Genomic DNA, 23,430 nt, shown 5'->3' on the forward strand with positions numbered 1-23,430 from the left:
CCCCGTGGGGGTGGTAAAGCTACACAACACACTTGCCACCTTTTTTAAGTCGTTTTTACTGATTGAGTATCTGCGGCGGGCGATCTATCTACTAAAATCAATTATGCTGCGATCGCACTGATTTCTTCCCTAACTCTGAGCTAGATAAAACAGAGACAAAGGGATAATAAAGAATGAGAATTTTTTGAGCATAGACTCTCAATCTAGAATTTTGCTCAAAAAAAACTCCCTCTCAAACACTGAAAATTACACATTTGAGTATTAGACTGAGCATGACTGAGAATTTAAAAGCTAAAAGTAATGATATTGCGTTAAATAAATATTCTCCCGCTGCTATTGAAGAAAAATGGCAAAAAAGCTGGGCAGAACTGGGTTTAGACAATACCCTTACAGAAAACAATAAGCCGAAATTCTACGCTTTATCCATGTTTCCCTATCCATCGGGGAGCTTACACATGGGTCACGTCCGTAATTATACTATTACAGATGTGATTGCTCGTCTCAAGCGAATGCAAGGTTATCGAGTCTTGCACCCAATGGGTTGGGATGCTTTTGGCTTACCCGCAGAAAACGCGGCCATCGACCGTGGAGTTCCCCCCGCCAAGTGGACTTATCAAAATATTGCCCAAATGCGCCAGCAGTTACAGCGTCTGGGTTTATCTATCGACTGGGAAAGCGAAGTTGCTACCTGTTCACCAGATTATTACAAGTGGACTCAATGGATTTTCTTGCAGTTTTTACAAGCCGGGTTAGCTTACCAAAGAGAAGCGGCGGTAAACTGGGATCCTATCGACCAAACCGTATTAGCCAACGAACAAGTTATCGATGGACGTTCTTGGCGCAGCGGAGCATTAGTCGAGCGCAAATTATTACGCCAATGGTTTTTCAAAATTACCGACTACGCCGAAGAATTACTCAATGACTTGGATAAATTGACAGGTTGGCCGGAACGTGTCAAGTTAATGCAGGCTAACTGGATTGGTAAATCTGTCGGTGCTTATTTAGAATTTCCGATTGTGGGGATGGATGAAAAAATCGGCGTGTACACCACTCGCCCTGATACTGTTTTTGGTGTCAGCTATGTAGTTTTAGCCCCAGAACATCCCTTAACCAAGCGCGTCACTACCAAAGACCAACAAGCCGCAGTTGAAGCTTTTATTACTGAAGTTTCTCATCAAAGCGAGTTAGAACGCACCGCCGAAGACAAACCAAAGCGAGGTGTTCCTACGGGTGGTAAAGCCATTAACCCCTTCACCGGGGATGAAGTGCAAATCTTAATTGCTGACTATGTATTGTATGAGTACGGTACTGGGGCGGTGATGGGTGTCCCAGCCCATGATGTGCGCGACTTTAAGTTTGCTAAAGCTTATGATTTACCGATTGATGTTGTGATTGCGGCACCAGAAGATGTGGACGGATTTGATTTAACTCCCGCATCCGAAAATGAGGAAGTGACTCAACTCATACAAATTGAATATCACGAAGCATACACTGAGCCAGGAGTTTTAATTAATTCTGGGCAGTTTACGGGGATGAATTCAGTTGAAGCGAAAGCTGCAATTGTCCAATATGCCCAAGAACAAGGTTTTGGTAAAGAACGCATTCAATATCGCCTGCGAGATTGGTTGATTTCTCGACAGCGTTATTGGGGCGCACCCATTCCAGTAATTCACTGTCCGAATTGCGGAATTGTACCAGTCCCAGACAAGGATTTGCCAGTACAGTTACCTGAAGAAGTGGAATTTACTGGACGAGGTGGTTCACCGTTGACACAGTTAGAAAGTTGGGTAAATGTGCCTTGTCCAACTTGCGGTACTCCAGCCAAGCGAGAAACCGACACGATGGATACTTTCATTGATTCTTCGTGGTATTTCTTGCGGTTTACCGATGCAAAGAATGAACAACAGGTATTTGACCCCAGCAAAACTAACGACTGGATGCCGATAGACCAGTATGTAGGTGGAATTGAACACGCAATTCTGCACTTATTATATTCACGGTTCTTTACTAAAGTATTGCGCGATCGCGGCTTGTTGAATTTTGATGAACCTTTTGCCCGGTTGTTAACTCAAGGAATGGTACAAGGTTTAACTTATATGAATCCCAACAAGGGCGGCAAAGATAAATGGGTTCCCTCTCATTTGGTTAACCCCGCTGACCCCCGCGACCCCCAAACAGGGGAACCATTACAACGCCTGTACGCTACTATGTCCAAATCTAAAGGTAATGGTGTCGCGCCAGAAGATGTAATTTCTAAATATGGTATTGATACAGCGCGGATGTTCATTTTATTTAAAGCGCCACCAGAAAAAGATTTGGAATGGGATGAAGCCGATGTGGAAGGACAATTCCGCTTTTTAAATCGCGTGTGGCGGTTGGTAACAGATTATGCCGCGGCTGGGGTATCTCGGAAACAAGCTCAACTCGCTGATTTAAGTAAACCAGAAAAAGAATTACGCCGGGCAATTCACACAGCCATTAAATCAGTCACCGAAGATTTAGAAGATGAATATCAATTCAATACCGCTATTTCGGAATTGATGAAGTTGAGTAATTCTTTAACTGATAGCGACTGTAAAAATTCGCCAATTTATGCCGAAGGAATTCAAAGTTTAGTGGCTTTACTGGCTCCTTTTGCGCCACATATTGCTGATGAATTGTGGCATTTATTGGGTAATAAAAATTCAGTGCATACCCAAACTTGGCCAGCGTTTGATGCGGCTGCTTTAATCGCTGATGAAATTACTTTGGTAATTCAAATTAACGGCAAAAAGCGGGCTGATATTCAAGTTCCGGCGCAAGCTGATAAAGCTGAATTAGAAAAATACGCCCGTGAATCAGAAGTTGTGCAACGTCACTTGGAAGGGAAGGAGATTAAAAAGGTAATTGTAGTGCCTGGTAAGTTGGTAAATTTTGTTGTTGTTTAAAGACAACAGAATCAGACGATATCTGAAAACTTTTTGGTGTTGTATTTGAGATTTGTAGATCCTCTTAAATCAACGGCAGTTGCTTCTCCTAATCGGAGACGCGACTGCCGCGCAAAGACATAAAGGGCAAGAGTTTTATTATGATTTCATCCTGCATTGATGCAACGCCCGAATTTAATTGCTATCTCTACTCCTTTCTCAATCAGCAGCACCTTCTAACCAAATTTCTACATCATCAGATAACAATTTTTCCGCTGCTTCTAGCATAGTTGCAGCAATTTCTTTAAGGTCTTCACGATTATTTAAGTAGGTTTTCAATGCTTCCATTGGGTCAATACTACTACTCGCACTCAATTCGGGAACGCGGGGACGGGCTAACTGACTGAGTAGTTCTGGTTGAATGGTGTAGGTGTGGGCTGCTTTTAAGGCAGTATGTAAGACAGCATTTTCAATCACATCTAACTGTTCGGAACGCAGTTTGTAAATTAATCGCACTACTGCATCTTGAATATCATATTTGGCGATCGCTTTCAAAATTGCGCCCTGGGGATCTTCGGCTTTGGATATATCTACTTCAATAGTGCGAAAACTGCGAACTGGTAAGGGACAAAATTCCCAAGTGGTATTTCCCTTCTCCAATTCAACCATCACATAGCCTTTATCTTCTTTTTCTTCGCTAAAATCTACCCGTTCAATACTCCCCGGATAAATCACTGGTGGGTTGTTATGTTTATTTAAATTCTGGTGTTTGTGTACGTGTCCCAAGGCGACATAATCAAAACAAGGTCGCGTCAGCAAAGATAACGGCAAAGTAAAACCCTTACCTACCGCCAGCAAGCGTTCTGCGCCTAAAGTTGCATTATCCGCCATTAAATGCGCTAATAATATAGTTGGTGCATCTGGGTCAAGGCGACGAATTTCGCCTTCAATCACAACTTGTAACCTATCTGTTAATAATTGGTTGACTTCCGCTAAAGACACACCTTCTGTTTCTTGGCGCGTCATTAATGTCGAACGAGTTAACCAAGGGAGAGTAATAACTTGGACTTTTCCGTTGCGGGTTTGAATGGAGTGAGTTGTCAACGTATCACCAACCACAAACCCCGGTACACCCAAAGTCCGGTAAATATTTAAGCTTGCGCCGCCCAAACCTTGGGAATGTTGATCATGATTTCCGACTAATAAGACTGTGGGGATATTTGCATTCACAAGGCGGCGAAACTGACAGGCGAAAGCTTCTTGGATATATGGCGGTGGTGTCGCATCAGGAAAAGCATCACCACCAAATATTACCAAATCCACTGTATCTGTCAAAGCGCGATCGATACACAGCGATAAGGTATTGACAAAATCCTCCAACCGCGTGTTTAACCCTGTAGCTGGATTGATTCTACCGTGGGAGAAACCGCTTCCCATGTGGATGTCGGAGAGATGGAGGATTTTAATCATAAAAATTAATCGTTAATGGTTAAAAATGAGACTTAATTACACAACATAGTTTTTTGTTAACTGTTGAGTGTTATTTGCGATCGCTGTCAACAGTAATTTTACAACCAGAAAAACTAGCTTGGGCTGTTTCTGCGATTTTTTCTACTGATATGTCAGCACTTACAATAGTATTTACTAAGAAGCATTGCGCTATTTTAAGTTTTACCTAACTTTCTTAGATATTTATACGGGGATTGTTATTCTTAAACAAAGCATAACAATTAAGGAAATTTACACAAATGAACACTTCTAAACCTAGCCAAGTAGGTGTATCTATACTCATGGGCGTTTTGGTTATATTAACCAGTGTAAGTGTGATTACGATTATGAATATGTTCTAGGTTAAATGCTGAGAATTTTAATAAATAAACTTTACATATCCCTGTTCAATTATGAGCAGGGTTTTTACATTTTGTTATCTGAGGATGGAAATTTAAGCGCAGAGTAGCGCAAAGTGGTAGTCAGGAACAAAGATGGGGCTGAGTTTATCCGTAATATTAGATTTTGAGCTTGTAAAGGTTATCAGCAGCTTGAGGATGATTTACGGATGCTAAGAAAATTTACTGAGACTACTAAATCAAAAAATCTAAAGCAGTTTTTGATCACTCTGACTATTTTGACTCCACTGTTAATGACAATTCCGGTTTATGCAAGCAAACCAGAACATCTCAAACAGCTAATAGACACAAACAAATGTCCGAAATGTGACTTAAGTGGGGCAGATTTTAGTTGGAAAAACTTTCTGCGGACTGATTTATCTGACTCAAATTTGAGTGGTGCAAATTTAAGTAATGCCGATTTGAGTGGCGCTAATTTGCGTAATATTAATTTAAGTAAGGCTAAACTGTCTCGCGCTAACGCCTTTCGGGCTGATTTGGTAAGTGCAAACTTAAGTGATGCAGACTTGAGTAGCACTAACTTGAGTGGCGCAGATTTGCGAAATGCTAATTTAACTCGTGCTGATTTAACGAATGCTGATTTAAGTGGCGCTAACCTGAATGGTGCAAATTTGACTGATGCTAACATGCGGGGTGTGCGATTTGATAATGTCAACCTCCAAGGAGTAAATCTCAATGGTGTTGATTTAAGTAATGCAGATTTAAGAAATTTTAACTTTCGTGGCGTGTCACTGAATGGAGTTAATCTGAGTCGGGTGAACTTGAACGGTTATAACTTGAGGGGTGTAGAACTGAAAAACGCCAATCTCAGTTATGCGAACTTACAAAATGCTGACTTGAGCAATGCCCGACTGAACAATGCTGACTTGCAAAATGCTAACCTCTACAATGCGAATTTGCAAGGTGCAGACTTGATTGGGAGTAAGCTAAATAGCGCCAACTTAGACAATGCAGATTTAAGAGGTGCAAATCTTGATATTGATAGCTTACCTAATAATATTCGCGCTGATGCTGGAGATTACAGCCGTTGGGGAAATACACTCAGCAGCAAAGGGAGATATCCCAACGCGATCGCCTATTACAACAAAGCGATAGAATTAAATTCTAGAGATGCTCAAACTTATACCAGTCGAGGTTTTGCTCAGAGTAAATTAAAAAATTATCAAGCTGCGATCGCTGATTATAACAAAGCTATTGAAATTGACCCTAACTATGGCAAAGCATACAGCAACCGCGGCCTCACTCGCATCGAGCAGAATGATTATCCCAGCGCCTTAACTGATTTTGACCAAGCAATTCGCCTCGACTCCAACAACGCCGAAGCTTATAACGGACGCGCCACAATTCGCCGGATGCAAAAAGATTATGCAGCCGTAATTACCGAAGCTTCCCAAGCCATTAGAATCAATCCTAAATTTGCCGCAGCCTACAATAACCGCGGTTTAGCGCGTTCTGCCCTGCAAGATTATCAAAGTGCCATTCAAGATTATGATAAAGCCATTGATAATTCGAGTGGTTGGGCTTGGGCATATTTAAATCGCGGCCTCGCCCGTTCAGCTATTAGCCAACATAAAGATGCTACTAAAGATTTTGACCGCGCCATTGAGATTGATGAAAACTATATCGAAGCTTATTATCAACGCAGTGTCGCCCGGTTTAATCGCAAAAAATATGAGGATGCAATCAAAGATTGCGATCGCATTATTCAACGAGATCCCAATTATGCCGCAGCTTATGAAAATAAGGGTAATGCTTTATTAGCTTTGAAAAAGAAACCAGAAGCTAAACTCGCCTTTGAACAAGCAATGAAACTCTACTCGCAAAAACAAGATAATCCCAGTGTAGAACGAGTACAGCAAATAGCCACCGGATTGTAAAAAACTCCCCATCCTCTCTGCGTGAGACAAAAAACTACAGAGGCGGACACTTGCGTGGGCGGCTCTACCGACTTGAGCAAAGTGTCCGTCGCGCAGAGTTCACAGAGTTTTCCCGCATTTCTCATTTGGGAGAGATGCTGAGATTTCCATATATTGAGATTATAGAAATATTGAGAACATAAATTTGGCTGCCACAAAATGCTTTGGAAATGGTGCTTGAGACTGTTCGTAATACTCCTGGGAATGTGGCTATTTTTGGATGTAGCCTCCCGTCTAGGAGCAGAAATTTTGTGGTTTCAAGAAGTTAGCTATCTGCAAGTATTCTTGTTAAGGGTAGTAACTAAGTTTAGTTTAGTATTATTTGTTGCAGCTTTTAGTGCTATTTACTTATGGGGAAATTTAGAGTTAGCACAGCTGCTAAAATACCCCTCATCATTGAAAATTGCCCAAGTCAAGCGTGAAGAAGCTGGACTGAGTGCAGAACTCAAAAACCTGCTGAGTCCGCAGTATGCAAAATATGATAACAGTCAGATAACTTATACAGGTATATTGCCAATTAAATTACGCTGGTTACTACCAATAGTTGTCATATTCAGCTTGTTGATAGGGTTAATGCTGACTCACTACAGTCAAATTGCCTTGGCTTATTGGCAGTCTTCTGTGAACCAGACTAGTTTACCTGTGATTTCTCTGTTTCGGCTAGAGACAATTTGGCAATTGAGTAGGCAAATTACTGCTCAGGTTTTGTATGTTGGCATAGTTGTAGGAATTGCGATCGCTATTGTAATTTATCCTCGCTGGTTATTAACGGCGATCGCTGGTGTATTTAGTGTTTTGTTTGGTTGGATACTTTACCACAACTGGGCAAAAATCCTGCAATATTTGCATCCTACTGCTTTTAACTATTCCGAGCCTTTATTTAATCGAGATATCAGTTTCTATATCTTTTCCCTACCTGTTTGGGAATTGATGGAACTTTGGTTAATGGGTTTGTTTTTATTTGGGTTTGTCGCCGTTAGCCTTACCTATCTTCTTTCCGCAGACAGTTTAAGTCAGGGCATTTTCCCTGGATTTTCATCGCCACAGCAGCGTCATTTGTATGGGATGGGTGGCTTGTTAATGCTAGTTGTCGCCTTGAGTTATTGGCTGAGTCGTTACGAACTAGTTTATTCCCGACAAGGTGTGAGTTACGGAGCCAGCTACACCGATGTGCAAACACAGTTACCAGCTTACACAGTATTGTGTGTTTTAGCAGTGGCGATCGCATTTTACCTGTTGGGGCGCACCGTTGTTTGGCGAAACAAGTCTCCCTATCGTCACTGGGTATTTTACGGGTTGGGGGTTTATCTGCTGGTAGCTGTCACGGCTGGGGTTGTTGTCCCGACAGTGGTACAGTATTTAGTTGTACAGCCAAACGAATTACAGCGAGAAGAACCATATATTAAACGGACTATTGCTTTAACTCGCCAAGCATTTGATTTAGAAGCAATTGACGCAAGAACCTTTAACCCCGAAGGAACCTTAACTGAAGCTGATATCAAAGCAAACGACTTAACAATACGCAACATTCGCCTTTGGGATCAGCGTCCACTCTTAGAAACTAATCGTCAACTGCAACAAATTCGTCCTTACTATCGCTTTCCCGATGCGGATATTGATCGGTATACTCTAGAAAATACAGCAATTTCGCAGCGACCATCTGCTCCAGAAACACCAATAGTACCAACCCAAGAACCAACGGAATTAACAGAACGGCGACAAGTCTTAATTGCAGCGCGGGAATTAGACTATAGTGCTGTACCTCAACAGGCGCAGACATGGGTAAACCAACATCTAATTTATACACATGGATATGGATTTACCCTCAGTCCGGTGAATACAGTCGCACCAGGGGGATTACCAGAATATTTTGTTAAGGATATTGCTGGTACTGCGAATGGCGCTCTCACTACTTCTAGTAACGCTATTCGAGATAGCATTCCCATTGGTTTACCTCGGATTTATTACGGTGAAATTACTAACACCTATGTGATGACTGGCACTAGAGTTAGAGAATTAGATTATCCCAGTGGTAGCGATAACGCTTACAACATTTATGATGGTATCGGTGGCGTTTCGATTGGTAGTGCATGGCGACGCTGGTTATTTGCCATATATTTGAAAGATTGGCAAATGCTCTTCACACGGGACTTTTTACCAGAGACAAAAGTATTATTTCGGCGGAATATCAATCAACGAATTCGGGCGATTGCCCCTTTTCTCAAATTTGATAGTGACCCCTACTTAGTCGCCGCTGATCCTCGTATTGGTTCTGGGTTCCCTGGGACAGAAAATTATCTATATTGGATAGTCGATGCCTATACAACTAGCGATCGCTATCCTTATTCTGACCCAAATAATGAAGGTATTAACTATATCCGCAACTCCGTCAAAATAGTTATTGATGCTTACAACGGCACTATTAATTTTTACATTGCTGACCTTAAAGATCCCATAATTAGAACCTGGGCAAACATCTTTCCTAAGATGTTTAAACCCCTCAGTGCCATGCCCGCCACCATCCGTAATCATATCCGCTATCCAGCAGACTTTTTTCAAATTCAAGCGGAACGGTTGATGACTTATCACATGACAGACCCCCAAGTATTTTACAACCGCGAAGACCAATGGCAAATTCCCAACGAAATTTATGGTGATAAAGCTCGTCCAGTCGAGGCTTATTATTTAATCACTAGCTTACCTACTGTTCCCTTTGAAGAATTTATCTTACTTTTACCTTACACTCCCAGACAGCGAACAAATTTAGTTGCTTGGTTAGCGGCGCGATCAGATGGTGATAACTACGGTAAGTTGTTGTTATATATCTTTCCTAAACAGCGCCTCATCTACGGGACAGAACAAATTGAAGCACGCATTAACCAAGATCCAGTTATTTCTCAGCAAATTTCTTTATGGAATCGTCAAGGCTCAAGAGCAATTCAAGGAAATTTGTTAGTCATTCCCATCGAGGAATCATTATTGTATGTTGAGCCAATATATTTAGAAGCCACCCAGAATAGTTTACCAACCTTAGTAAGGGTAGTTGTCGCTTACGAAAACCGCATTGTCATGGCGCAAACCCTAGAACAAGCACTACAAGCCATCTTTCAACCAGAAGTCACACCAGAACCTGCTATTGTCCGTCCCTTTGATGAGGGAACCTAGCCTAGTCAGTGATAAATTTCAATTTAATTCAATTCAATTCAATTGTTAAATATCTACCATGCGCCATCAACGAATTCATGATATTTATGGAAAATATGAGTCGTTGTGATGCTCACTTATAGCAAAAGGCAGTAGACAGTAGGAAAAGTCTTATTATTCCTGGCTTTCAAGCTTTCAAATTGTCCTCACATATCTGACTACCGCTATAAAAGCAAAATTCTGTTGCCACTAGGGGTAATAGAGTTGTTTTGTGAGTCATTATTACAACTGAATTAGGAATGCTATATGCTAACTCTGTTGACATTTTCTCAGAATCACCTAGAGTTATTCTCTAGTAAAGATGTTGATCCGATCCTTAAAAAGATTGATGGTTCTCAAAATATCTGGTTACGCTGCATTCACTTCCGCGATCGCACCGGAATTGCTAAAATTATTCACCACTTTCAACTTGATCCATCTCGCATCGACATGATATTTAACCATTCCCTCACAGGAATTGATGAAGACATGGAAGATTGTCTATTTGATGGCTATGAAATCCTCACTCATCAACTAAAAAATCGAGAGTTTCAGATAGTGCGAGGCAGTATTGTCTTAGGTCGCAACTTTATTATTACTTTTGAAATTACAGAAATCAAAGTTTTAACTATATTACTCAATAATATCCAAAAGCAAAACATAGATATTCAAAGCTGGGGAGTAGACTATATTTTATATTTGATTTTTAAAGATATTTTAAATAATTATCATAGTGTATTTGATCATATTTCTCGGCAACTTGATGATTTAGAAGATGAAGTGTTAGCTAATTCTGGTGATGAAACAACCTATCATAAAATTGCCGCTATGAGGCAATCTACTCGCTCAGGACGGCGAAATTTTCAAAATCTCAAGTCACTTCTAGCAATGATGAATTATGAAGATTTTCTATGGATTACTCTGCCAGTCAAAACATTATTCAATCAAGAATTAGTTTATCAAATTGATCATCTCTGGCAAGAATACCAAGCTTTACGAGCTTGGATGTCAGAATTAATGGAAATTCAACGCGATAACATTGCTAGTAAAACCAGTGAACGCATTAATCGATTAACAATTCTTTCCACTGTATTCTTACCCATCACCTTCATTACTGGTTTTTATGGAATGAACTTTAAATATATGCCAGAGTTAGAACAACCTTGGGCATATCCAGTTGTAATTAGCGTGATATTACTAATTGTTTTTAGCAGTATTGCCTTTGCTAAACAACAACGTTGGTTGTAAGTAAGTAGAACTGTGCAAATAAACAGAAGTGTGTAACGAAAAGTAAAGTTATCGAAAAAGCTCTTCCCTTCTGCCTCCTGCCTTGTCATAACGACAATTTTTAACATCGACCTACTTATAGTAAGCGATCGCCTAATTTTGCCCCTATTCCTCCTCTATGCGACTGAATAGATGAAAAATCGAAGTTTAAAGCAACTGACCGAATGATTCGCTAGAATCGCCTTTAAGAATTACAAATTCCCATTTTAATTTGCTTATGCAGCGACGCTCAAAGATGTTTTTAGCATTTTTACTGAGTTTTCTTCTGAGTTTTATCCCTTTTTCGGGTAACGTGATCAATGCGGTAACACCAGTCGCCGTTACACCTGTCTCAGGACTATCTTTTACCCAAGGAGTTAAAAAAACTGTATTAGACAACGGTTTAACAGTGTTAACTAAAGAAGTCCATACTGCCCCAGTGGTGAGTGTGCAAGTATGGTACAAAGTTGGTTCACGTAACGAAGGCAAAGGTGAAAGTGGTATTTCTCATCAACTAGAACATTTGATGTTCAAAGGTACAAAAGAACGCCCAGTACAGTTTGGGCGTTTGTTTAGTGCATTGGGTAGTCAGTTTAATGCTTTTACTAGTTACGACGAAACAGCTTACTTTGGTACAGTCCAACGAGATAAACTCCAAGCACTGCTAATTTTAGAAGCAGACCGGATGAAAAATGCTTTGATTGGCACTGAGCAACTCACCAGTGAAAAGCGCGTAGTGATTTCTGAGTTGCAAGGGTATGAAAATTCACCAAGCTACCGTTTAAATCGGGCTGTAATGCAGGCGGCTTTTCCCAATCGAGCTTATGGTCTATCGGTAGGTGGAACGAAAGCCGATGTGGAAAAATTTACTGTCGAGCAGGTGCGGAATTATTATCAAACTTACTACAGTCCTGACAATGCCACTTTGGTAATTACAGGGGATTTTGCCACAGAACCTGTACTCAAGGCGGTGAAAGAAAGTTTTGGCAAGTTGACGAAAAATCAAAAGTCAAAAATCAATAGTCAAGAAAGAGCCGTTAGTCAAAAACCCAAATCCTCTTCTCCCATAGTTTTAAAAGAACCGGGAAGTGCAGCTTTGCTGCATGTTGTGTATCCCTTACCAGATATCAAGCACCCTGATGTACCTGCAATTGATGTGATGGATGCAATTCTCACAGGGGGACGCAGTTCTAGACTTTATCAAGCTTTGGTAGAATCTGGTCTGGCGAGTTCTGTGGGTGGAAGTGCGGCGGAATTAATTGAACCGGGATGGTATGAAATTGATGCGACAGCCGCCCCCGGTCAAAAGCTAGAGAAAATTGCCCAAGTTCTGCAAACATCGCTATCAAAATTACAACAACAGGGAGTGAGTGTAGAAGAGTTAAACCGCGCGAAGACGTTATTGCAAGCTTCCTTTGTGTTAGGTAATCAAGATATCAGCAGCCAAGCTAGTCAGTTGGGGTATAACCAAACTGTAGCAGGAGATTATAAATATATTGAACGCTATTTAGGGGCGATCGCCAAAGTTACACCAGAGGATGTGCAACGGGTAGCAAAAACTTACCTTGTTCCAGCCAAACAAACCATCGGCTTTTTTGAACCAACTCAACCAGATGGTCAAGCCGGAACTTCTAGTAGTGGTTCTGGTCGGACTGTGGAAAACTTTAGTCCTGGTAAACCTGTAGACCCAGCCGAACTCGCTAAATATTTACCTCCGGCTACTTCATATACAGTGTCTAATCAACAACCTCTACCACAGCAGTTGTCTTTAGCCAATGGTTTGCGAGTCTTACTGTTACCTGACCGCAGTCTTCCCACAATTAACATTAGTGGTCAAATTGATGCGGGAACTGAGTTTGATGGTAATCAAAAAGCTGGACTCGCCATTCTCACCGCAGAAAACTTAATGAATGGAACCCAAACTAAAAATGCTTTGACTTTAGCTCAAACTTTAGAAGATAGGGGAGCCAGTTTAGAGTTTAGCGCCAGCCGCGAAGGTGTCAGCATTGGCGGTGAAGGACTTTCGGCAAACTTGCCCATCTTAATTCAAACTTTGGCAGATGTGTTGCAGAATGCTAACTTTCCCGCTGACCAATTAGAACTAAGTCGTCAACGGGCGTTAACAGGTTTGCAAGTACAGTTAGATGACCCCAGTACTTTAGCAAGGCGCGTATTCCAACAAGCAATTTACCCAGAAAATCATCCTTTCCACAGTTTTTCGACAGAAACCAGTTTAAAAAATATCACTCGTGATGATTTGTTGAGTTTCTATCGTCAACATTACCGTCCAGATACAACCACACTGGCTTTAGTAGGTGATTTTGACCCGGTGAAGGTAAAAGATTTGTTGAATCAAGCGTTTACTAAATGGCAAGCTGAAGGTAAACCACCTGCGTTGAATTTACCCAAAGTCTCACTCCCAAAAACTTCCACCCGTGTGAATAAAGTAATTCCCGGTAAAGCTGAGGCTGTAACTTACATTGGCTACAACGGAATTTCTCGCAAAGACCCACGTTTCTATGCAGCTTTGGTGTTGAATCAAATTTTAGGTGGTGATACTTTATCTAGCCGTTTGGGTACAGAAGTACGCGATCGCCTCGGTTTGACTTATGGTATTTACAGTGGTTTTGCTGCTGGGATTAATCCTGGCCCATTCTTAATTGAAATGCAAACTGCACCTACAGATGCCCAAAAAGCGATCGCCAGTACCCTCGCTTTACTCAAGCAATTACGCGAACAAGGCATTACTGAAGCAGAATTAAATACTGCTAAACGTTCCATTGCTAACAGCTACCCAGTAGAATTAGCAAATCCCAGTGAAGTTGCCAGCATCATTTTAAATAATGCTATTTTGGGACTTTCTCCCGCAGAAATCCGCGAATTCCCCCGACGCATTCAAGCTGTCAATATGACTCAAATTCAACAAGTGATCAAAGACTTAATTCAACCAGAAAATGTGGTGATTGTCACGGCTGGCCCTGGCGATACTGCATCTAAGGAAAACTAGTAAAATAAGGCAAAAGTAAAAAGTGAGCCACTGCGTTGGGCGGGTTTCCCGACTTGAAGCAAGTGGCGAACTCTGAAGGAGTCAAAAGGAAAAAGAAATAATAGTGAGACCACAAGCCTTTTAGCAATTCCAAATAGTCTGTTTATTTACGCCAACCTGTACTAGTCTAGAATGTCTTCATCTGTGATTTGACTGTTGTATGTAGAATAAAAATCTCAGTAGGGGCGTAGGCTTTACCTTCTCAAAGGTTACAGCTATTCGCCCTTACCTTTGAAAAAACTATAAATCAATACGGTTCAGATAAGAAAAATAAATCACAACAAAACCAACAAATAATTACTCAACCAAAAACGAAAGAATTATTTTGCAGGGGGTTTGGGTGACGGTTGCGTCCCCCAATCGGGGGCTTGGGGGATTCTCCCCCAAATCTTGCTTATTGTCTGATAGGTAAGCAGAAATTGAGAAATCAACTCTCATCACCTTAACTGAACCGTATTGAACTATAAATGCGATCGCCGAAATAACAATTGCATTCGCAAAAACAACAAATGCGTAGGCGTAGCCAGCCGTAGGTATCGCCGAAATTGTACCTTAATTCATCGTCAACAAAAATATCTGATCACGCCCTGCGGCTTTAGCTTGGTACAAAGCAGTATCAGCAGCGCGATACAACGTTTGCACATCATGGCCATCTTTGGGATACTCCGCCACTCCACCACTGATGGTAACAGTGAAATTTTCTTGATTGCTAGTTGTAAATTCTAAGCGACGCAGAGCATCCAGCAAATGATTGAGTCGCTTCACCACCTGTTGTTGGGTAATCCCGTACAGTCCAATGACAAATTCTTCCCCACCCCAACGCGCCACTACATCTTCCTGACGGAATGATTGCTTTAAGAGTTTTCCCAATTGGCTTAAAACTTGATCGCCAGCATCATGACCATATTGGTCATTAATATATTTAAAACGGTCTAAGTCTAAAACTACAAAATAAAATGGTTGACTTTGACGTTCTGCAAGATGCAGCAATCGAGTTAGTTCTTGGGCAGATTTACGTCGATTGGTAATTCCCGTTAAAGCGTCAATTTCTGCAAATTTGCGGATAATTTGGCTGCGTTCTAAACGACAAAGAACACGCGCCAATAATTCTGGTTCGACAATGGGTTTCGTAACATAATCATCAGCACCAGCCGCAAACACTCTCTGCACTACCTGAGTGTCTCTGTGTGCTGATAAAAATAATATAGGTAAATTGCTCCAATGCGGATCATTTCTGACAACTTGACACAAATCGATGCCACTGAAGTTAGGCATTTCCAAATCTAAAATCAGCATATCGGGAATAAATTCTTCTAAGGTATCCCAGAAATTTTGAGGATCGTCTAACAGAGTCAGGGTAAATCCCCAAGGCTGTAAAATTGTCCGCAGAATATCGAGTATTTGCGGGTCATCATCTACAATCAAAAGTTTGGCTGATGATGTATTGGATTGTTGCAGAATGGAAGCGATCGCTTCCATAATCTCTGATGGAAAAACAGGCTTTTGTAAGAAGCCTTTACCGCCCATTCTTGCTACCTTTACCCGTTCGGCAAAACTATCTTGAGATGTAAATACTAATACAGGTATAGGAGGATGCAGGGCTGTCAGTTCTGCGAGTAATGCAAAGCCATCTTCAGGAGATTGGGGAAAGCATAAATCTAACAATACTATATCGGGTCGAGAGCAAGCGATCGCTAACCTAGCCGTAGAGATACTCTCAGCTACTACAGTTTCAATTCCGGCAATAGTTGCTTCTGCTGCTACTTGTTGCGCTAATTCCAGATCATCATCAACGATTAACAGGCGATATTCTTGGTTGAGATATGCAGTTTGAACATCTAATTGTGGCGGAATTAATGTCGGATTTTGCTCTAATATTTTTTGTAACTCCAGCAGCAGTATTTGTATTTCTTCTGCTTGGGTTTGACTTAGTGTTTCGGTTGATTTTAAAATTTTTTCTATGTTTTGACACAAGCAAGTCGCATTATCAAAGCCAAAAGTCCCCAAGGAACCAGCTAAAGTATGGGCTTGTTGTTGTGCTTGTTGTCGCAAATCTTCAGTTAACTTATTTTCTAGCAAATATTTAACAGCTTGCTTGATGATCGCCAGGCGATCTCTATATTTATTTTGATAACGCTCCCACACTCCAGCAAGTTGAGACTTGATACGCTGTTCTATGGAAGAATGAGTTGTGGGTAATAGGCGATCTTCACTTTCCTCATCAGCTTTTCTGCTATGTATTAGCTTTTCTGTCCCCATGATTTTTGGCTGGACATTACCAACTTCTAACTCTTTGGTATTGAGGCGATAACCAAATCCGTAAACTGTTTCAATCAAATCAGCCTTTGCTCCTACCTTTCTCAGTTTAGAACGCAAACTCTTAATGTACGCTCTCACAGTATTTTCTGAAGGAATTTCATTCAACGACCATAAATGCTCTAGCAAGGAGCTTTGGCTGAATATGCGCTGACTATTGCGTAATAACAATTCTAGTAGAGCATATTCCTTAGCAGTCAGGGGCAGAATTTTTCCCTGATAAGTGATTTGACAGCTACTAGGATCAAGATGCAAAGCGCCAAATTCAATTATCGGTGTTCTGCTAATCATACCTCGACGTAACAAAGCCCGTATTTTTGACAATAATTCCTCTAAATTAAATGGCTCAAGTACATAATCATCTGCTCCAGCATCTAACACAGTAATTGTTTTAGCAATATTAGCTTTCCCTGTTAGTAATAAAATTGGTATATGACAACCTTGATTGCGTAGATGTTGGTAAATACTTATACCGTCAATTATCGACAAACTCACATCCAGCACAATTAAATCGTAGGCAGTTGCTAAAGCTTGCTCTAAACCTTTTTTACCATTAGGTGCTACCTCCACCAAATAATATTTCTCTGAAAGTGCTACCCTCAGTATTTCAATGATATTTGTATCATCTTCTACTATTAGAATTTTCACAATCAATTTGTGGTGAATTTAAATCTTTAACTTTTATTAATTGATAGCTAATTACTCAGATCAACAGGATATACAGTCATTCAAGGTACTGGGCTTAAAATTACATTTTTTATTTTTTTCACAAGTTATTCCTAGCCAGCAGCTAACCTGTTATATACAATATATAATCTAAGTCTTAACACTTATATTATATGCAAAAAAATCAACAATGGATTTTGCGATAAATGTTTGAATCTCAAGTTTTTCATTGGTCAATAATTACTTTCTTGCCAAAATAACTCTCGTTCTTCAACAAAGTAGTAATTGTTCTGGTACATAACTTTATTTATATAATCAGGATAAACTAAAAATGACAAAACGAATTCTAGTTATTGATGATGAAGATAGCGTGCTGGAGATTGTGCAAATCTCCCTAGAGTCAGCAGCAAATTGGGATGTAATCACAGCATCTTCAGGTAGTACAGGTATAGAAATTGCCGTATCTGAGCAACCGGATGCGATTATACTAGATTTAGTGATGCCAGAAATGGATGGACTGACTACATTTAAAAAACTTCAAGATAATATTGCAACTAGCCATATTCCTACTGTTTTACTAACAGCAAAAGCCCAGATGAGCAAACAAGCAGAATTTCGTAACTTGGGAGTATCTGGAGTCATCATCAAACCATTTATGCCTTTAGATTTATTCGATAACATTTGCCAAATTCTCAACTGGACGTAGATATAACTTTAACTTTTCTATCTCCCAAGATAATGTAGTGAAAAAATGATGCAATCTTTGATGGTTATCTAATTCGATAATTTTCGCTATTTCTGGTAATATTTCCCGTTGTAATTCAGATACGCATTATATATGTCAATACGGTTCAGTGAAGAAAGTTTCTGTGTGGAGGTAATCCATCTTTTGTTACCCGTTTCAAGTTAAGGTTAGTATTTTTCTCTCCCCGTAGCAACAAAAGAGGGATAACAGTGGGTGGTAAGTTGAACAAGCTGGCAAAAAATTATGCCATTGGTCGAGGTCACGGCGGTATTCACTGGCGGACTGACGTTTCAGCAATCAAGTTTAGCTTTAGGTGAAAAAGTGGCTATTAGCCTCTTGAGAGATGAAAGATTGGGTTATAACGAAGATTTTCCAGGCTTTACCTTTACTAAATTTGACTGTACAAGAGTTACTGTCTAACTTGATTGGGAGTAAAAAATAAATGCGATCGCTGCTAAATAAGCAATCACATTTATTAAATCTAGAAAAAATTAATTAGATGTTTTGTAAATTAAAAACACAGAACCAATTGCGCCGCCATTTTCTAGATAGATTTTTCCGTTGTAATATAACCCAGGAGAACCACCGCCATCAAATAACATTCCTTCTTGAATTTTACCTAAACAGTTATTACGGGCAATTCCAGCTAAAACATCATCAAACATATCTGGTAGTAACTCTTGATTTACTGGAGAAACTTCAATAGCTGAATTAGCTTTTAAGTCATTCACTAATAAAATTACATAACCTTTACTCGTTGTCGCCACCATAGAACGATTCGTCACTTGCTTACAGGCAAATTCTCCTAAATCTTGACAGATATCTTTAAATTTACCTTGACGATAAAATCTGCCATTACCACCAACCAAATTGTAATTTAGAATATTGTTACTTCTTCTTCCCGCCTGAAGTGTAGCTATTCGCTCTTGGGGTCTCCCTCCAGAAATCCCAAAAGAAGAACGCCGATTTTTAAATGCGCCAGAATATTCAACTCCGCGAGAAATATTTAAGCCTTGTGGTTTATCATCGGTGCCTATATAGTCAGCATTAATTGCGGCTAGAGGTCGTTGGCCATTTAACTGAGAATTTGCATCAGTAATAATTTCATTAAATTGCTTTGGTATATAATTTCTGATAAATTTTCCCTGTTTGTCTTTAGCATAAAGTTTATGAGATAAACCTACATTAACTTTGAAATCTAATTTTGGTGATTTAGGATTAAAAATAATTACATGATTAATGCCTTTGGCTAATTTCTGACCTTGATTATTAGCTTTGAAAAATTCAATACTGAATTGTGGATTTTCACCGGGACAGGTTTTTGCTGCTTTTGTTGATGAATTCGCAGTATCTTCTTTACAAGCTAATAACAAATTTATCGTAATGCTCAATATAGATAAGAGAAATATTTTTTTGATCCACATACTAAGATAATAAAAACCCGCTACAGAACGACTATAGCGGGTAATAATTCAAAATACCAATTTCGGGTTATTTAGAATATCCATTCTGGAATGGCTTCTTCTTTGGTGTTAGTATTGCGAGATGGTGTTTCACGATTGAACTTCATGTGAATTGAGCGTGTTTGCTCACCATCAGCAGCAACAGCCAAAATTGGGTAGTCAATTAAACCATCTTGGAAGGACATTTGGAAGCGGAATGTGCCATCGGGATTCAGTTTAATTTCCCGACCACCAATTGTTACAGTAGCATCGGGTTCGGTTGCACCGTAAACAATCAATTCAGCATCAGCAATTAACCAGAACTGACGAGGACGCATGGGAACGGCGGAAGCTGAGAAGCCGACACCAGACATTCCCACACCGGACATATTTAAACCAGAGGTGGTGGGAACTGCCCACATACCGACACCAGAGGGAAAGACGTAGGAACTGATAGCTTGTTCGGGACGTACAGAACCAGGTACGTGCTGCATAGAACCAAACAGAGAACCTGCAACCCGTTGTGCTTCAGCAGATTCTACCAAGCCAAAGATTTGGTCGTAGATGGGGTTGCCACCATTTGCACCTGCTGTTGTTGCCAGTTTCTTGGCAGGTGGTACTAGTTCATACAGCGTTCTACCACGCAAGTCTTCTTCAAAGTTGACGGTGATGAAGACATCCTCAATCCAGTCAGATGGATATACAGGAGGAATGTGTACTTGGGCAGAACGAGCCAAAACTAACCAACGACCATCAAAAGTACGATAACCGATGTCAATGACATAATCGCGATCGCTCACAGGAATTGGTAGATACCATTCTCTGGCTAGTTCATCAACAGGATATTCTTGGATGCTGTGGGGACTTTGATATTCAAGACTGATGTCGGTGACATCATAAATTCGCAGTGCCAACTGCTGTCCACCTTGCCGCCGCAGTTCTTCTTTATGATCATTGGGAATATCCCAATAAGTGTAAGCCCATTGCGGATCGCGTGGTAAAAGTACAATTCGACTTTCACCATAACCACCTGGTAGATCTGCGAGTAATTCATCAACATCAGCCAGAGAGCCACCAGTACGGTCTTCTTGACCAAGCTCAAATTTTGCTGCTTCCACGGTTTCCTGTGCCTCCAGTGAACGAGATGGACTAAGCGAAGCTTTACTACGCTGGACTTCTTGAATTGCTGCCAGCAATTGTGATTTACGCATTCGGCTATAGCGGGAGACGCTATATTCGCTGGCAACTTTACGTAGTTGCCGTAATGTCATCTCCTCTAGCGGTGGGCGTTCTTTTGCCATTAATTTGGCCTCCAGTAGTTTGAAAGGTAAATTATCTCTCTGGGTTACAGAATGCTCTATAAAATTGTCATTTCTCCCAGATGAATTTCTTATTCCTGACTCCTGGTTTTGCCCAGTTTTTAAAGTTTTTTAATTTGCTTTTAAAATGAGGGTCACTCCCTTTCAATTTCCTTGAATGCTTGGGTAAGCATTTTTCGGGATCGGAGGAGTCGTTTTGTTAAGTAAATATTAACCAGTAACCCTCGGTATTGATCAAGGGGTCTCAAGGCACTTTTTTCAGGCTTTTACGAATTTAATAGCTCTTGCGGGATCATATTGTCATGATTTTATGACAATTGCTTTTTGCAATCCGATTCAAATATCATGGATTCATCACATTTACTTTTCAAAAGCAATCAAACCCTTATGGACAAATGATCTCATCTCAAAATAAGGGCGATCGCTTCTGGGATTTAATCTGGAGCGATCGCTACAAATACGTCAAAATCAAAATAACAGCGATAATCACTGACAATGCAGATAACTCAGAGCCTTCATACAGCTATTCTCGTTACTGATTTAGAACGTTCCGAACACTTTTACAGCCAAGTGTTGGGATTTTCAAAAATTGACCGATCCCTCAAATATCCTGGTGTATGGTATCAAGTCGGCAACTATCAATTACACCTAATAGTCGCAGCAACAACACCAACCGATAACCCAAACGAAAAATGGGGACGTAATCCCCACATTGCTTTTGCAGTAGCCGATTTAGAACAAGCTAAACAAGAACTGCTCAGTCACAATTATTCTATTCAAGCGAGTGCCTCTGGTCGTCCTGCCATCTTTACTCAAGATCCTGATGGAAATGTGATTGAGATCAGTCAGCAGTGATGGAATGCTTGTAATTACAGCAGTTTGATGTACACAAAACTAGGTTCCTGTCTCAAGCAATCAAAACTATCTTGCTACTAAGGAATAAAGGCAATTTTATCTACATTTACTTGTGATAAAAGTGTCATATTTCCAGTTTTTATATCCACAGCAAAAACAGAATTTCTCGGACTATTATTGGGATTGGCAAGTGCAATAAGTTGACCAGAGGGAGAGAAAGTTAAGCTAAGTAAGTCATTAGACAAATATTTTCTATTGTATGTTAACCCTGCCACAGTAGTAATTAATAATTTGCCTGTAAGTAGTGAGGTCTTGTTAGGATCTAGCTGCACTAAAGTTGTTCTACCGTCTGAAGTCAGAATAGTCGCATAAAACTTACCATCAGGGCTAAGAGCTAGATTACTGAAGCGTAAATTCCGTGGCAATTCAGGTAGTTTTAACTCATCACCAGAGGTGACTTTGCCATTTTTAGGGTCAATCATTACTAGATAGAAAGGAGGAACGCCATTGTTAGCACTAGCAATTCCAATAATTTTGTTATTTTTAGTTCCTAATACTCCTTCTATTGTATGATTACCATTTTTAAATCCTGAGATTTTTTTAGCTTTTGGTTTCTTAGATTTATTATCAGTAAATATAAGTTTACTATGATTCCCTTTTTGGGTTGTTTCTACTGTAAGCATCACCATCGTGCCGTCTGTAAAGCTAGTAAAACCAGTGATTCGGCTCGATTCAGTAGAAAACGCTCTTTTAGCAGTTTCAATTTTTGTTGTTTGATTATCAACAATACTTGCAGGGATTTCTGTACTTAATTTTTCACCACCAGTTGTTAAATCTAAGGACACTAAGGTAAACGCTGGACTGGTGTTTTCTACATCTGTAGAGATTTTAGCATTTTGCTTATTTTTGCTTGCAGGCAGTTTAACTCCGACTAGCGATCGCGCCTCTTGTGCTAAGGTTTTATTTTTGACAAGATTAACGAGCATATTTGTAGCCGCGCTGGCAATAACTAACTGACCAAATTGGCGACGTTTGATTCTTAGATACATAAATTTAGAATCCTATGATGAAGTTTAACTAGCTGATTATTCAATAATTAACAAACCCAAGCTTGCCGATATTATGTTGTTTTCTTATTAAGAAGATCCAACATACTGTGGTGAGTTACTGAACTATATTAGACTTCTTGCATAAATATTTTTTGTCTTGTCTAAGGCTTTATATCGTTGCCGTATTTATTGCGGCAATGATGTAGAATTGCCATACAAATAATTACTTTTGCAAGATGTCTATTGATTCAAATCTAGCCTAAAATAGGGATTGAGGATGAGGTGCTAGAGAAGAAATTACTCTCATACTTATTTAAGTGATTTACCATTGATTGCTGGATACTAAGTAAAAGTTACTATACTTTTTCATGTATCCTTATTAAGCTGTTAATAACAGCCATTTAGTTCAATCGAAATAAACCAATCAATAGTATTTTTCATCCGCGCACATCAAAAAATCAAAATATGTAATCTAAAGTCTTGCTTATTTTTAATTACAAGCAATCTTCCACTGAGTTGTTGTGTATCACTAAATAGGGAAATTCATAACAGGCAGTATTTTAGCTGTTAGATGATAGAGAATTATTTGAAAGATAACCACAAAATGCTACTTAACTTTGATCTCAATATCATTATATATACTCTAAAGCAGATCATGATGATAGTCATACCTAAACTTTAAAATATTTTTGCTAATGAGAGAGATTGCGTGTTGATAACTTGATAATTTAGAGAACAAATAATATCAGGATAATTTGCTAAATCTTTACGAAAAATTATTATTTACTTTATGCAATTTTATTGGTTACAACAA

At 39.9% G+C, this 23,430-nt stretch carries 14 protein-coding genes; 9 read left to right on the forward strand and 5 right to left on the reverse strand.

Annotation, left to right across the window (positions count from 1 at the left end):
• Positions 1 to 272 precede the first annotated feature (272 nt).
• Complete coding sequence (gene leuS, locus NOS7107_RS23755) at positions 273 to 2,927, forward strand: leucine--tRNA ligase (RefSeq protein WP_015115481.1); 2,655 nt, start codon at positions 273 to 275, stop codon at positions 2,925 to 2,927.
• 198 nt (positions 2,928 to 3,125) lie between these two features.
• Here leuS and sbcD read toward each other — a convergent pair whose 3' ends face one another.
• Positions 3,126 to 4,376: an exonuclease subunit SbcD gene (gene sbcD / locus NOS7107_RS23760; protein WP_015115482.1), complete on the reverse strand. Its 1,251-nt coding sequence runs from the start codon at positions 4,374 to 4,376 to the stop codon at positions 3,126 to 3,128.
• Between the two features lie 637 nt (positions 4,377 to 5,013).
• Between sbcD and NOS7107_RS23765 the strand changes: the two genes are divergently transcribed.
• The 4 genes from NOS7107_RS23765 to NOS7107_RS23780 all read left to right on the forward strand — a co-directional run bounded on the left by NOS7107_RS23765 (position 5,014) and on the right by NOS7107_RS23780 (position 14,185).
• On the forward strand, positions 5,014 to 6,690 hold the full coding sequence (locus NOS7107_RS23765) for a pentapeptide repeat-containing protein (protein WP_253274479.1): 1,677 nt from the start codon (positions 5,014 to 5,016) through the stop codon (positions 6,688 to 6,690).
• A 198-nt stretch (positions 6,691 to 6,888) separates the two neighbouring features.
• Entirely contained in the window at positions 6,889 to 9,894 is a 3,006-nt protein-coding gene (locus NOS7107_RS23770) for a UPF0182 family protein (protein ID WP_015115484.1), read from the forward strand.
• Positions 9,895 to 10,179: 285 nt separating this feature from the next.
• Positions 10,180 to 11,160, forward strand: coding sequence for a magnesium transporter CorA family protein (locus NOS7107_RS23775; RefSeq protein ID WP_015115485.1), 981 nt, complete (start codon positions 10,180 to 10,182; stop codon positions 11,158 to 11,160).
• A gap of 256 nt (positions 11,161 to 11,416) precedes the next feature.
• A complete protein-coding gene (locus NOS7107_RS23780) occupies positions 11,417 to 14,185 on the forward strand; it encodes a pitrilysin family protein (RefSeq protein WP_015115486.1) in 2,769 nt (922 codons plus the stop codon).
• Between the two features lie 591 nt (positions 14,186 to 14,776).
• Here NOS7107_RS23780 and NOS7107_RS23785 read toward each other — a convergent pair.
• Positions 14,777 to 17,188: a response regulator gene (locus NOS7107_RS23785; RefSeq protein WP_015115487.1), complete on the reverse strand. Its 2,412-nt coding sequence runs from the start codon at positions 17,186 to 17,188 to the stop codon at positions 14,777 to 14,779.
• 349 nt (positions 17,189 to 17,537) lie between these two features.
• Between NOS7107_RS23785 and NOS7107_RS23790 the strand changes: the two genes are divergently transcribed.
• Together NOS7107_RS23790 and NOS7107_RS28160 are read left to right on the forward strand one after the other, a co-directional pair.
• Entirely contained in the window at positions 17,538 to 17,912 is a 375-nt protein-coding gene (locus NOS7107_RS23790) for a response regulator (RefSeq protein ID WP_015115488.1), read from the forward strand.
• A 282-nt stretch (positions 17,913 to 18,194) separates the two neighbouring features.
• Complete coding sequence (locus tag NOS7107_RS28160; protein ID WP_367579619.1) at positions 18,195 to 18,371, forward strand: hypothetical protein; 177 nt, start codon at positions 18,195 to 18,197, stop codon at positions 18,369 to 18,371.
• A gap of 71 nt (positions 18,372 to 18,442) precedes the next feature.
• Here the strand turns inward: NOS7107_RS28160 and NOS7107_RS23795 are convergent, their stop codons facing one another.
• Together NOS7107_RS23795 and NOS7107_RS23800 are read right to left on the reverse strand one after the other, a co-directional pair.
• The gene (locus NOS7107_RS23795) at positions 18,443 to 19,375 is read right to left on the reverse strand and encodes a phosphodiester glycosidase family protein (RefSeq protein ID WP_015115489.1); all 933 of its coding nucleotides are present in this window, start codon (positions 19,373 to 19,375) and stop codon (positions 18,443 to 18,445) included.
• 71 nt (positions 19,376 to 19,446) lie between these two features.
• Positions 19,447 to 20,694 (reverse strand): DUF4912 domain-containing protein, encoded by a 1,248-nt coding sequence (locus tag NOS7107_RS23800; protein ID WP_015115490.1) that lies wholly within the window; start codon positions 20,692 to 20,694, stop codon positions 19,447 to 19,449.
• Between the two features lie 413 nt (positions 20,695 to 21,107).
• On the opposite strand from NOS7107_RS23800, the gene NOS7107_RS28800 reads away from it, so the two are divergent.
• Both NOS7107_RS28800 and NOS7107_RS23805 read left to right on the forward strand, forming a co-directional pair.
• Positions 21,108 to 21,251 carry a hypothetical protein gene (locus NOS7107_RS28800; RefSeq protein WP_157374125.1) on the forward strand — a complete coding sequence of 48 codons (144 nt, stop codon included), beginning with the start codon at positions 21,108 to 21,110 and terminating at the stop codon, positions 21,249 to 21,251.
• Entirely contained in the window at positions 21,208 to 21,567 is a 360-nt protein-coding gene (locus tag NOS7107_RS23805) for a VOC family protein (protein WP_015115491.1), read from the forward strand. Before NOS7107_RS28800 ends, NOS7107_RS23805 begins: the two co-directional genes overlap by 44 nt.
• A 77-nt stretch (positions 21,568 to 21,644) precedes the next feature.
• Here NOS7107_RS23805 and NOS7107_RS23810 read toward each other — a convergent pair whose 3' ends face one another.
• Complete coding sequence (locus NOS7107_RS23810; RefSeq protein WP_015115492.1) at positions 21,645 to 22,616, reverse strand: hypothetical protein; 972 nt, start codon at positions 22,614 to 22,616, stop codon at positions 21,645 to 21,647.
• Positions 22,617 to 23,430 lie beyond the last annotated feature (814 nt).

Source organism: Nostoc sp. PCC 7107, assembly GCF_000316625.1.
Classification (GTDB): domain Bacteria; phylum Cyanobacteriota; class Cyanobacteriia; order Cyanobacteriales; family Nostocaceae; genus Nostoc_B.